Origin of the sequence: Pseudomonas sp. GM18 (genome assembly GCF_000282195.1) — a bacterium.
Lineage (GTDB): Bacteria > Pseudomonadota > Gammaproteobacteria > Pseudomonadales > Pseudomonadaceae > Aquipseudomonas.
The window spans coordinates 44,352-56,344 of the sequence record NZ_AKJT01000069.1 but is presented as its reverse complement, the minus strand read 5'-3'; the positions used below and the strand labels follow the sequence as shown (position 1 = coordinate 56,344).

Here is an 11,993-nt window from a genome sequence, read left to right as displayed (position 1 = left end):
GCGGTGGATCTCATGTAGATCCCGATACGGGAAAGCCTAGTCCAGGCGCTTTTATGCTTCGTGCGGACGAGTCTTATCTCTCCGTAAACTGGCTAGAGTATTTCGAACAGTATAGCCATGAAGACAGATTGTCAGAAATTCGACGTGTATTAGCTGGGAAAATGAAAGTAGGGAAAGCGGCTCGTTTAGCATTACTTAACGTGGGTGGTGCAACACAGATTGTTGGAGATAATCCACTTATCAGTTTTACTCACGAGCCACTTGATGGCTCAGAAGCTATCGTCGACCTTTCTCATTGTGGAATTAACAATATCCAAAGCTTCGAGCAAATAGTGGCGGAAAAATTGAGCCAAGCTGTTTATGAACTAACTTTGGCTCGAGAACATGGCTGAGCCCAGGATACTTTGTACTGAGTGGGGACAGACGATTGTTCCTCATGACACCAAGTCCTACGACCCACAGCATGCGACCGAAGGCTGTGGCTGGTGATGATCAGCTCGGGTCCTCGTCATCCACCCCAGCCAAATTCCTAACTGGCGTCAATCAACGCTCGTTCTTCCAGCCAAATCTCCTGAACAAACTGATCCGTAATCGCATAGATCCCATGCCCACGCCGCATGATGATGTTCTCGGCAACCAGCGCAATCACCACCGGTTGAATCTCTTCAACACGTACCTCGCGCCCGACCGTCTTCGAATACTCAGCCGCCGCATCGGTGGAGAAAATCCCCCGTGCATCGCCCTCTGTGGATGCGATTTTGTTGAAAATAGCTTGAGCCAGACTTCCCAACTGCTCAACCTTTTCAAGCTCAATACTGGCCGCAGCAGAGCGTAAAGTACTGGCAATTACCGGCAGAAATAGATCGGGATCACCTTCTTGCTGCATCAACTGTCGCAGCGCCTTGAGCATTTCCTCTGGCCGATTCCCCAAGGTGTTGAACGCTTCAATGGCGACCTCGAGAGACGGTAACTTTTCCTTCTTCACCGTCATTGCAAGGCGGTTGAGCAGGTACTCAACGTAATCCCCTTTCAACACCGGATACGCCGCCGACGTTGCGCCGGAAAACGCCTGGTTTCGCTTTGCAGTCAATTCGCTGACTTGCGCCCGGTGCGATCCCGTTCCGATGAACAGAAAGTAGCCCGGTGTATTCGGGCGCGGATTGATTGCATCACGTGCAGCCTTGAGTGCCAGGAGCAGTTGATTGCCATCGTCGGAGGAAATGGCATGTTGCACTTCGTCGATGATCAGCACCAAATCTGTTTTCGCTTGGTCGACCACCTCAGTCAGCGCCTGTGCCAACGTTGGCCCACCTGTATTGCCAATGCTGTCGAGCTTGAAACCAAACTTGAATCCGCCTGCGCCAATATCTGCGCCGCTAACCCGTTTGAGCATTTCGAGCAGGCTGGAGCCGGGCGTTTGGAGTTCTTCCAGGCGTTGACGGATCGCGTCATGCACGAGCGTCGCAGGATTGGCCAGTGTGTCGCTCCATAAGTCGACGTAAATGACCAGAGCACCCGCTTTCTCCAGGGCAGGGATGAGGTCATTTCTCAGGAATGTCGTTTTACCGGTCCTGCGCAGGCCGGACAGAAACAGACCTGAGCGCAGACCTTCATCGAGAACACCCGGATTGAGAAGCTGATTTGCCATCTGTTCAGCCAGTTCAGGGCGCTGAAAAATGCTGCTCATGCAATTACCTCTTTTTATGGATACGCCATAATTATTGGCCATACATAATTTAGCATAAAGGTTGGGCTCTGATCTGAGGGGGCTCAGATCCACATTATTTTGAGCGTTCAGGGCGGATGGGAAGGCTCACTGACATGTCGTCGGCAGCGACATGTAATCAAGACGTGTCGCTAAAACCGAAAAATAGCGACACGTTACAACTGAACTCATTACATCACGTCACTAATGATGTTCCCGCCCCCACCTTTATCCCCCCAAACCAACCCCCTACATTGAACTCCACCCACCTACCCATTCATCCCGAAGGGCAGGTCACTGGAGACTCATCATGCCTTTTGTCAGCGTACGCATTACCCGCGATGGTGTTACCTCAGAGCAGAAAGCTCAGGTGATCGCCGAAATCACTGAAACCCTGGAACGCGTCCTCAACAAACGCCCGGACCTGACCCACATCGTGATCGAGGAAGTCGACACCGATAACTGGGGCTATGCCGGTATCACCACCACCCAGTACCGCAAGCAACTGGCTGAGGCGGAGGGGCAGTCATGACCGCCTCCGTCACCATTGATTTCGTTTCCGATGTGGTGTGCCCGTGGTGTGCCTTGGGTGCGACGGCGCTGGAGCAAGCGATCGAGAACGTGGCGGGTGAGGTCTCGGTCGAGCTGACTTTCAAGCCTTTCGAACTGAACCCCGACATGCCGGCGGAAGGCGAGAACGCGGTTGCACACTTGATGCGCAAGTACGGGCGCAGCGCCGAGGACGTCGCCGCCGGTAAAGCGATGCAGATCGCTCGTGGTGAGGCCATCGGGTTCAAGTTCGATCTGGAGAAGCGCACCCACTTCCATAACACCTTCGATGCTCACCGATTGCTGTTGTGGGCGTTGCAGGAAGGGCGGCAGGTCGCACTCAAGAAAGCCTTGTTGCGTGCTTATTTCACCGACGGCCAGAATCCGAACGATCGCGAAACGCTGGTTCGACTAGCGACGCAAGTGGGATTGGATGCGGCGAGTGCGCGTGAAGTGTTGGTATCCGGAGCGTTTGCCCAGGAAGTGCGTGAGCTTGAAGTGTTTTACCGCGAGCGCGGGATTAATTCGGTACCGGCCATGGTGCTGAACGGTCGTCACCTGGTGTCCGGTTCGCAATCGGTCGAGTACTACGAACAGATGTTGAGACAAATGGCGCAGGCGCCTGTTGAAGCCTGATTAATCACTTTTTCAAACCATCATTTATGAGTAGAGGTTCATCATGAGCAATTCGAAAAAAGTCATCGTTATTACTGGCGCATCCCAAGGTCTCGGCGCAGGCATGGTCAAGGCTTTCCGTGATCTCGATTACAAGGTTGTCGCCACCTCGCGTTCGATCAAACCGTCCACCGACCCGGACATCCTCACCGTGGCGGGCGACATCGGCGACCCGGCAGTCGCTCAGCAAGTCATTCGTGAAGCGATCGCACGTTTTGGCCACATCGACACCCTGGTCAACAACGCCGGGATCTTCGTCGCCAAGCCGTTCACTGCCTACACCCCTGAAGACTATGCCGCGGTGCTATCGGTGAACCTGAATGGTTTCTTCTACATCACTCAGCTTGCGATTGCCGAGATGGAAAAACAGGGTAAAGGCCACGTCGTCAACATCACCACCAGCCTGGTGGACCACGCCATTGACGGTGTGCCATCGGTACTGGCTTCGTTGACCAAAGGTGGCTTGAACGCGGCGACCAAATCCCTGGCCATCGAGTACGCCAAGCGCGGGATTCGAGTGAATGCGGTTAGCCCCGGCATCATCAAAACGCCGATGCATGATGAGGAAACCCATGAAGCGCTGGGGAATTTGCACCCGATCGGGCATATGGGCGAGATCAGTGATATTGCTCAGGCTGTGGTGTATCTGGATAGCGCCAACTTTGTCACCGGGGAAATTCTGCACGTTGATGGCGGGCAGAGTGCGGGTCACTAAGACCTGTTTTTTCAAACTTCAGAAACAACAAAGCCCTCGCGTTTTTTGCGAGGGCTTTGTTTTGTATGGCGCACGCTTTACCAGCACGTGCATCATCCGAAGATCGTCTCTTAGCCAACCCGCCAAGTCTGATAACTCCAGGTACTGAGCGGTACGTCATTGCTCCCGAAAAGTCTAAATCCATCCTGTTGTTTCTACGATGGTTAAGAGTTCATTTGCTGAAGTCGTGCTGCAGCCGGCTCTGGCATGGCCGCCAGCGAACTAAACTAGTTATATCTCTATAGAAGATGTCTCTACAGAGGTAAGGAGGTGTCAAATGGCCATTCGTGATACCTATCAGGAAATTGAACAGACCCTGGGTCTGGTTCCGGAGTGGATCAAGCAGATGCCGGAAGGCGGCGCGATCGGATTCTGGGGCGTAGCCCGGGATTTCTGGCTGGCAGATACCAAGATTCCTAATAAGTACAAGGAGTTGATAGGTCTGGCGGTATCCGGGGCGACCCGTTGCAAGTATTGCGCCCTGTTCCATACCGAAGCCGCGCGCTTGTTTGGCGCGAGCGACGAGGAAATTTCCGAAGCCAGCTTTATGGGCTCGCTGACCATGATGGGCAGCACCTTTATTAACGCCCAGCAGATCGACTACGAGCAGTTCCGGCAGGAAACGCTGAGTATCGTCCGGTATGTCAAAGATCACTCGCAACCCAAAGCCGCTTAAGCCGTTGCGAGAACCTGCCCTTCGCCAGCTGACGAAGGATAAGTTGATTGCAATCACCAGCGATGGTCCCAGGACCACCGCTCGGTGGCAAGCGGCTGTGCTGCGAGCCATCAGCGAACTAATGCAATACAGCGATACCGCCCGCGAAGAAAACCAAGACCTGCGCATCCCCTTCGCCAAAGCACTCCATGATCTCTATGCCGGACAGAAATCCGACGCCGAGTTGACGGAAATGGTGTTGCTGATGCTGGAAGTGGAAACTGCTTCCTTGCTTGGCAAAGGGGCAGCAAAAAAGACCCGCACGATTTGAGCATGCTGACTACGTCAACCTAGGCTTGGCGGGTGTATTGGCGTGCGTTTTAGGTTGGGGCTATCAAGGTCGGGTGGAAGCAGATTCTACAACCCCAGAAACAACAAAGCCCTCGCATTGCTGCGAGGGCTTCGTTTTGTATGGTGCGGCACCAGGAGTCGAACGATCTAATAAGTTATTGAGTTAGCTGATTAATACTTAAAGACCTGTGCGATTCTACCTCTAAAACTACCTCAAGGACCTCGCGCGCCTGAGGATCTTGCTTGACGTGACTAATGGCGAAGGGCCGGAGTTGCCCCCACAGCGGCCGGTCATTCGTCTATGAGAGTTGGGCCGTTGATGTGTCAACTGTCAACCACGTTAGAGTTAGAGTAGGTCCATGGTGGTCATGGAATCAGCCATGCGGTAGCCCATCGCTTTGTAACCCGCCTGGCGCTTATCCCACATCCTCATCAGCGCGACATTACCCTCGTCAACGAAGTCGATCACTCTCACGTCGGCCTTTTCGGCATGCGATCGATGCAATCGTCCCGCATATTGCTGAAGGATACCCTTCCATGAGATGGGCATTGCCAGCACCAGCGTGTCCAACGGCGGATGATCGAAGCCTTCACCTACTAGTTTTCCTGTTGCCAGCAGCACTCGTGGAGCATCAGGGGGAAGGGACTCAAGCTCATTCATACGGGAAGTTCGCTGTTTCTTAGGCACTCGCCCATGAAGCGTGAAAAGGTTATGCACGCGCTGCTTCAATTCTAATTCAAGGGCATCCACATGTTCCGTCCGCTCCGTTAACACTAGAATTTTTCTACCCTCGTTGTACGCCAGCTCAATCTCCGAGACGATTTTGGCTGTCCGCTCAGAGTCGTCGGCTAGACGCCGAAAAACGTCCTGAATCCCAAAGCCGTCGGGGACCACTATTGGTTTGGGCAGCAATCGAGGCACGACAGATAGGTCATGGGGCGCACTCGCAGGTCGAGCAGCAGAATGTCGGATCGGTCCGCACTGCATGAAAATAATGGGCTGCTGTCCATCTCGGCGCACTGGGGTTGCAGTGAGTCCCAGTACGTACTGCGCTGTAGCGCTCCTCAGTAGTGCCTCGAATGACACTGCTGATAGGTGATGACACTCATCAACGATGATCTGGCCGTAATTTTTTACCTGATCGCTGATCTCGCCTTTTCGCGATAACGACTGCATTACGGCAATGTCGATGATGCCTGTAAGTTTCGCTTTTCCGCCCCCAAGAGTACCAACGACACCATTCCCGACTCTCAAGAACGCCTGCAAGCGCTCTTGCCACTGCCTTAATAGTTCTGTCCGATGCACAAGCACCAACGTGTTAATGCCACGTGCGGCAATCAACGCAGCAGCACTCACTGTTTTACCGAAAGCTGTCGGTGCGCAGAGGATACCGGTGTCATGACTTAGCATTGCGCTGACAGCAGCCTCTTGGTCAGAACGCAGGGTCCCGAGAAAGCTCACGTCGATGGGGTCGCCCGCGAAGCGTTCGTCTTTAAGAATAGGGGTAACCCCGTTTTCCTCTAAAAGCTCCAGCGCAGCATCCAAACAGCCACGTGGTAACGCAATATGTTTGGGGAAGTTCTGGGCACAGCCGATAATCCTTGGCTTGTTCCACACTGACATGCGCATGGCCTGAGCTTTGTAGAACTCAGGATTTTGAAAGGCAGCGAGCCGGACAAGCTGGTTTGCCAATGGCTGTGGCAATTCCGACTTTTCAAAGTAAATTAAGTTAGCCAGCGTGATGTTGACAGCAACAGGCAACGGGCATGTCAATTTACGTGATCTCGATTCACGATCTTTCCAAGGTTCTGCATCACCTTCGTCATCGACATAGGCGACCCCTAGAGGGTCCCGATTATCCATCGCCTGGATAATAACGGGCTGGATATCTTCTGGACTCATGCGCTGAATCGATGCCAGGAAGGCCCATTGATCAGGATGAGGCTCAAGCGAGTCGTCTACAAAAACGCTATTGTTTTGGGCCCTGGCCCGCTTTTGTAAAGGGAGCGCGATGAGATTTCCAAAGCCGCCTTTGGGCATATAGTCCTGGTTTGGAAACAGTCGATCATAGGAGCTGAGCGCCAACTGGCGGGTGCGCTCACAGGCATGACTGATGATTGCGGCACCGAGGCGGCGCGCATCGCAGGCAGGAACATTACGCTTAAAGAAAATCCAGCCATGAGCCCCTTGGCCTGAGCGCGATATTTCCAGCGCCACCGGGACGTTCAGCTCATGGCATGACTGTACAAAAGCTTTGGAATCATCACGCCATTCGGCCTCATCGAAGTCGACTGCCAAAAAATAACAAGTGTCATCAGAGAGTAGGGGGTAGATACCAACGACCACTTCGCCCGCCAGATGGCGATAGACCACCTCATCGGTCAGCGGAAGCAGCTGGCGGTTACCGCAGTCGCCACATTTAATTCGGGGCTTCTCACAAACACCAGGCTTCCATTCGTTTGCGCAAGCGGGTGCGTATCCTGATTTGCCTGCCTTGCTTTCCCAGCGGATGGGATAAACGTCCGTCCTACCACGAAACAAGCTTCGGAATAGGGCAAGCTTTCCATCAGTATCGAGTTGCTGTGATTGTTCTGCTTGGACAATCGCTATCTTGACTGGCTCAGCAGGCGGGCGCCATTCGATGCCATGAGCATCCAGCAAGGCAACCAATCTTGCATTCTCAGCCCTTAGCTTCGCCACCAGACTAGTGTCTATCACCGCCTTCAGCCTCTACGTCTCAGGTGAAGCCTGTAGCCTCGAGCCACAACCCTCAGTCCATCAGTAAAACATAGAGGTTATCAAACAACAGAGGTTAGGTTCAGGGGCTCAAGAGGTCCGCCCTAATCCCAATCAAATTGTTGGCTGGCTCAATCTGCCAGTTAGGGATACAGAGCGCGCAGTTGCTGGCATTCGGCTAACGTTGAAAATTCCAGGATTTTCCTAGGCGCAGAGTGATCAGGCTTGTGGTCAGCAGGTAGTAGTAGCGCGTCGATTTCGAGTTTGAGTTCATGTGGTGGTTCAAAAACCAAACGAGATGCTTTCTTTGCCATGTCCATGGATTATCTCGGTTCCAGCGTTCAGAAATGGCTGCTTGAATAGTCTTGGCCTGGCGGATGTGACGTTCTCGTGTGGCATGTGCTCCAGTCAGTGCCCCAGCCAAGAAGATCTCCATATCGAATGGTTTATTCATACCCGACCACCGATGTACGCCGATACCACGTCGATTCGACCGTGTCCCAGCTCATAGCTGATTTGTAAGCGTGCCTCTCGATCAAGGCATGGATCGAGGCGCCTGCCCCTGCCACCGTTGATGGGCGCTAGGTGATGGGTGATCTGCTCATAGCGTTCGCATGCATAAGCCGCGCGCAATTCGTGGAAGCCTTTGAGGTTGTGCGTATGGAGGATGTCTCGGGCGGGGCGTATGACACTCGGTTGGAAATCGAGGTAGCTCTCGTTCGGTGCCAGCAGGTTGCGGCTACCGTCGGGAGAGACCTGTTCGGCGTACCTGAGCGCTTCGCGAATATGGTCATCCACCCTGATCCAACGAGGCGCGGTTGCGCCGCCGCGGCCACCTTTGGTGCCATCCTGGATGTTGATCTTGTCGTAGTGTTCGGCTTCTCTTCGCAGGCGCGGAAGGTCGGCCAAGATGGCCTCGCGCAAGCGTATGCCGGTGGCTCGCGCCAACTGGGCGATGGCCGCCGCACGCGGCATTTGGTGTTCGCAGAGCACGTCGACGATCCGCTTCACGTGTTCGCGGTCTTGGCCTGGCGGCACCGAGCGACGAACACTGTTCCGCCGCATTCCCAGCGTCTTGCTCGGACTCGGCACTTTCACATACTGATCACCGCGAAGTGCGGCCATGGTTCGGTTTACGCTGGACAACCGGTTTTGCGCGGTGGCGATGCTGATAGCGCCTTGTTCAACTTGGTGACGCAGATGACCGGCGTAGTCCAGCAAGGTCCGCCAATCAATTTACCTCGCATCGTTAAACCCGGGCCCATCCTCAGACCGACACCATCGTACAAATGCCAGCCAACGATCACTGTGCGCTTTGACGGTCCCGTAATGCCCTCCGCCGAACATGTCTTTTAACGCCTGCGGCCCGGCATAACTCAGTTGCCGGCCATAGCCAAAATTGCGCCCGCCACGTTTACCTACCAGTGCCATGATCGAACTCCTCTCGAAGCCAAAAAGTTTCAAACCTTCCTCACGTCATCCCGCCACGAATGTTGAGTGTTATCAGGGATCAAGGCCCCTGCGACCTGTGAGGGTTGTCCTCTAACGCAGGACTGGCGGCTCTTTACGGCCGGGAGCTTGGGCATCTCATGATCTGACCTCCTGATCACTTCCAAAGAAGTGGGCGGGTGGAGGCTGCACTGGCTGACGAGACCAATGCCGCGAGATCCTGAGTCGAGTGAAGGTAGTGATGCGGTGACCGGGGCATGCCTGACTGTCAGTCAGGTGCAGTCCATTCCGTGGGCGGCGGCACCATCATCTGCATCGCTGTTGCTGGTGACTTCGGTGTTTGTCACGCCGATTGTCACGAGGGGAAATGCCGCAAAGCCTTGTACGAGTTGGGCGGCAGCAGCGGTAGGAGCGCCCGTCTCTTTCCGGGAGAAAGAGACGGGCGCAGGTTGGCGCAAGGAAATGGCCAAGCGGATAGGTTGCTGCAGGGCAGCTATGAAAGGGGATAAGTTGCCGCAGTGGGCACACTGATAAAAGTAGGCATCCATCACATCGCTGTGACCGTGCGAGCCGCCGGACGCTAATCGCACTTTGGGAGAACCACCACGGTGTGGCGTAGCCTCAAAGGTTCTGGCTACCTGGGTTGCTGTCAACGACAGCGCTTTGCCCGATCTTTTCTACGCCTGTGGATAATTCGGGTCAAGGCTCGAATTTTCGGGAGTTCTGCGGCTGTGGATGAAATTATCCACCGGTGGAAATCAGTGGTTTTCCACAGGCAGTTGCGTGGGCTTTAGATTTTTTAAGTGAGGTCCATCCAAGCAGGGCGGCTTTGCAGCCCCGCTTGGATGGACCCGCGTGGACAAGCGGATCATCGAGATTTCGAGAACGTACGCTTACTTTGCTGCGCCGCGATTGGCTTTTGGCCGTGTGACATTCGTGCAGAGTCGTGAGGAGTGACATCCTCCTGCTGATGAGTGACTGGGAATCGGCTCCACCAGTTCATGATCAGTCTCCGCTCGTCGAGTTGCGTGCGACTATGGAAGACTGAGTACAATCCCCGCACGTATGTCTTTTCTTCGACCTTTTGCAGCTACGTGAAGCCGGCTGATCATTTAGGAAGTCTTTGATGTCACTCAATCCCCACACCCTTGAAGACCTGCCCTCGCTGGTTGAATCTGTCGAGCTCGAATGCAAGCTCGCTCAGGGGCAGGATGGGAAGGGAGAGTTGCCTAAGGATTTCTGGTTAACCTACTCCGCTTTTGCTAACACTCAGGGTGGGGTAGTACTGCTTGGCGTGCGCGAGAAGGATGGGCAGTTCAGCGTCGCAGGCCTATCAAATATCGAGAAAGTACGTACTGACCTGTTCAATACCCTCAACAATCCGGCCAAGGTCAGTGTCAATCTGCTGACTGACCGGGAGGTGGTCGTCAGAGAGCTGGAGGGCAAGCAGGTACTTGAAGTGAAAATCCCGGCGGCTTCGCGTAAGCAGAAGCCGGTATTTCTCAATGGTCAGCCGCTAGGTAACACTTATCGTCGATTACATGAGGGTGATCGGCGTTGCTCTGAGGAAGATGTTCGCCGCATGTTCGCAGAGCAAGTGGAGGACTGTCGGGACGAGCGGATTTTGCCGAATTACGACTTCGCGGACATTGATCCGGACAGTCTGCGTATCTACCGCCAGATGCTAAGCGACATAAAACCAAGCCATCCAGCGCTGGAGCACCAAGGGATTGAGTTTCTCCGACAGATAGGAGGTTGGCGTAAGGACCGCGCGAACGGAGTCGAAGGGCTGACTCTGGCAGGTTTACTCATGTTCGGACGCTGGCTTTCGATCCAAGAGAGTGTGCCGCATTACTTTGTGGACTATCAGGAGCGGCCGTACGCCAAAACAGAACTACGTTGGGTGGATAGGCTCGTCCCTGATGGAACCTGGTCAGGAAATCTGTTTGATTTCTACCGGCGGGTTTATCGCAAGTTGGTTGAGGACTTAAAGGTACCGTTCGCTCTCAAAGGTGATCAGCGCCAGGATGACACACCGGTACATGAAGCTCTGCGCGAGGCTTTGGTTAATACCTTGGTCCATGCCGACTATACCGGGCGGGTTTCTGTGTTAGTCGTGAAGCGTCCTGACTTGTTTGGTTTTCGCAATCCTGGCGGCTTACGTTTACCCCTTGAGCAGGTGTTGCAAGGTGGTACCAGCGATTGCCGGAACAGGCTAATGCACCAAATGTTTCTTCTTATCGGCCTTGGCGAGCGTGGTGGTTCTGGGGTTCCAAAAATCTACAGCGGGTGGCGCAGCCAGCATTGGCGACCGCCAGCCCTTTATGAAAAGCCCGAGCCCGAGCAAACCCTTCTTGAGCTTCGCATGTTGGACTTGCTTCCAGAAGGGGTGGTGGAGCAGTTACGAGAGCGATTTGGGGTTCGTTTCGAGAGCTTGGAACATACTGCTAGGTTGATTTTGGCCACAGCCGCGATTGAGCGGGTGGTCAGCCATAATCGTCTCCTTGAGATTTGTGATACTCATGCTCATGACTTGAGCCAACTGCTTGCACGGTTGGTACGCGAGGGGTTCCTTGTGCCCGACGGGCGCTCACGGGGCATGATTTATCACCTGCCGGGTGAGCAACTGCCTACGCCGGAGCAAGTGTTCGCAGGTCCGCTACAGAGCTCCGAACATTACGCCGGCAGCTCCGAACATAACGGGGCTAGCTCCGAACATAACGCAGGTAGCTCCGAACATAAGGTCGAGCTGGATATGCAGCGAAACGATGATGGTTGCTTGTTGAGCGATCATATTGACGCGCCGCTGATCGATGCTTTGGACAGGCTTGATGCAGGGTTTCGAGAAAGGCTCGAAATACTGGCTGAGGAGCCGCGCAATCGAGAGCGCATGCAAAAGGATCGTATGCAACAGGTGATTCTCACCCTATGCAAGGAGCACTACCTGACGCTCAATGTTTTGGCTAATTTGGTAAAGCGCAGTCCAGATGCCCTCCGTCAGCAGTACCTGAATGGAATGGTGAAAAGTAGGCAGATTCAGTTGGCATTTCCGTCCAAGCCGACTCATGAAAGGCAGGCGTACAAAGCGCACATGGGTGGACAGGACGAGGAGTAGGTC

At 54.2% G+C, this 11,993-nt stretch carries 10 protein-coding genes and 1 pseudogene; 7 read left to right on the top strand and 4 right to left on the bottom strand.

The annotated features are described in order from the left end of the window. Positions 1-53 precede the first annotated feature (53 nt). Complete coding sequence (locus tag PMI21_RS29550; RefSeq protein ID WP_157214316.1) at positions 54-392, top strand: hypothetical protein; 339 nt, start codon at positions 54-56, stop codon at positions 390-392. Positions 393-529: 137 nt separating this feature from the next. On the opposite strand, the gene PMI21_RS10900 is transcribed toward PMI21_RS29550, so the two are convergent. Then, positions 530-1,687, bottom strand: coding sequence for an AAA family ATPase (locus PMI21_RS10900; RefSeq protein ID WP_007939484.1), 1,158 nt, complete (start codon positions 1,685-1,687; stop codon positions 530-532). Positions 1,688-2,015: 328 nt separating this feature from the next. On the opposite strand from PMI21_RS10900, the gene PMI21_RS10905 reads away from it, so the two are divergent. The 5 genes from PMI21_RS10905 to PMI21_RS10925 all read left to right on the top strand — a co-directional run bounded on the left by PMI21_RS10905 (position 2,016) and on the right by PMI21_RS10925 (position 4,669). Then, on the top strand, positions 2,016-2,237 hold the full coding sequence (locus PMI21_RS10905; RefSeq protein WP_007939483.1) for a tautomerase family protein: 222 nt from the start codon (positions 2,016-2,018) through the stop codon (positions 2,235-2,237). After that, positions 2,234-2,890, top strand: a complete 657-nt coding sequence (locus tag PMI21_RS10910; RefSeq protein ID WP_007939482.1) for a DsbA family oxidoreductase — start codon at positions 2,234-2,236, stop codon at positions 2,888-2,890. Before PMI21_RS10905 ends, PMI21_RS10910 begins: the two co-directional genes overlap by 4 nt. A 43-nt stretch (positions 2,891-2,933) precedes the next feature. Next, positions 2,934-3,644 (top strand): SDR family NAD(P)-dependent oxidoreductase, encoded by a 711-nt coding sequence (locus PMI21_RS10915; protein WP_007939480.1) that lies wholly within the window; start codon positions 2,934-2,936, stop codon positions 3,642-3,644. A 316-nt stretch (positions 3,645-3,960) separates the two neighbouring features. Continuing rightward, positions 3,961-4,359: a carboxymuconolactone decarboxylase family protein gene (locus PMI21_RS10920; protein ID WP_007939479.1), complete on the top strand. Its 399-nt coding sequence runs from the start codon at positions 3,961-3,963 to the stop codon at positions 4,357-4,359. Then, a complete protein-coding gene (locus tag PMI21_RS10925; protein ID WP_238541224.1) occupies positions 4,325-4,669 on the top strand; it encodes a hypothetical protein in 345 nt (114 codons plus the stop codon). The genes PMI21_RS10920 and PMI21_RS10925 overlap by 35 nt, the downstream gene beginning before the upstream one ends. 366 nt (positions 4,670-5,035) lie before the next feature. Here the strand turns inward: PMI21_RS10925 and PMI21_RS10930 are convergent, their stop codons facing one another. The 3 genes and pseudogenes from PMI21_RS10930 to PMI21_RS0128200 all read right to left on the bottom strand — a co-directional run bounded on the left by PMI21_RS10930 (position 5,036) and on the right by PMI21_RS0128200 (position 8,857). Then, positions 5,036-7,408 carry a TOTE conflict system archaeo-eukaryotic primase domain-containing protein gene (locus PMI21_RS10930; protein WP_007939477.1) on the bottom strand — a complete coding sequence of 791 codons (2,373 nt, stop codon included), beginning with the start codon at positions 7,406-7,408 and terminating at the stop codon, positions 5,036-5,038. Between the two features lie 196 nt (positions 7,409-7,604). Further along, positions 7,605-7,880 (bottom strand): hypothetical protein, encoded by a 276-nt coding sequence (locus PMI21_RS29015; RefSeq protein ID WP_080932528.1) that lies wholly within the window; start codon positions 7,878-7,880, stop codon positions 7,605-7,607. Further along, positions 7,877-8,857 (bottom strand): annotated as a pseudogene (locus PMI21_RS0128200) (integrase domain-containing protein). Before PMI21_RS0128200 ends, PMI21_RS29015 begins: the two are co-directional and overlap by 4 nt. 1,144 nt (positions 8,858-10,001) lie before the next feature. Here PMI21_RS0128200 and PMI21_RS10935 point away from each other — a divergent pair. Next, positions 10,002-11,990 carry an RNA-binding domain-containing protein gene (locus PMI21_RS10935; RefSeq protein WP_007939472.1) on the top strand — a complete coding sequence of 663 codons (1,989 nt, stop codon included), beginning with the start codon at positions 10,002-10,004 and terminating at the stop codon, positions 11,988-11,990. Positions 11,991-11,993: the final 3 nt, after the last annotated feature.

Excerpts from the sequence above, each read along its gene's own strand:
- PMI21_RS29550 (WP_157214316.1), top strand. The coding sequence starts at position 54 with ATGCTTCGTGCGGACGAGTCTTATCTCTCCGTAAACTGGCTAGAGTAT.
- PMI21_RS10900 (WP_007939484.1), bottom strand. The coding sequence starts at position 1,687 with ATGAGCAGCATTTTTCAGCGCCCTGAACTGGCTGAACAGATGGCAAAT.
- PMI21_RS10905 (WP_007939483.1), top strand. The coding sequence starts at position 2,016 with ATGCCTTTTGTCAGCGTACGCATTACCCGCGATGGTGTTACCTCAGAG.
- PMI21_RS10910 (WP_007939482.1), top strand. The coding sequence starts at position 2,234 with ATGACCGCCTCCGTCACCATTGATTTCGTTTCCGATGTGGTGTGCCCG.
- PMI21_RS10915 (WP_007939480.1), top strand. The coding sequence starts at position 2,934 with ATGAGCAATTCGAAAAAAGTCATCGTTATTACTGGCGCATCCCAAGGT.
- PMI21_RS10920 (WP_007939479.1), top strand. The coding sequence starts at position 3,961 with ATGGCCATTCGTGATACCTATCAGGAAATTGAACAGACCCTGGGTCTG.
- PMI21_RS10925 (WP_238541224.1), top strand. The coding sequence starts at position 4,325 with ATGTCAAAGATCACTCGCAACCCAAAGCCGCTTAAGCCGTTGCGAGAA.
- PMI21_RS29015 (WP_080932528.1), bottom strand. The coding sequence starts at position 7,880 with ATGAATAAACCATTCGATATGGAGATCTTCTTGGCTGGGGCACTGACT.
- PMI21_RS10935 (WP_007939472.1), top strand. The coding sequence starts at position 10,002 with ATGTCACTCAATCCCCACACCCTTGAAGACCTGCCCTCGCTGGTTGAA.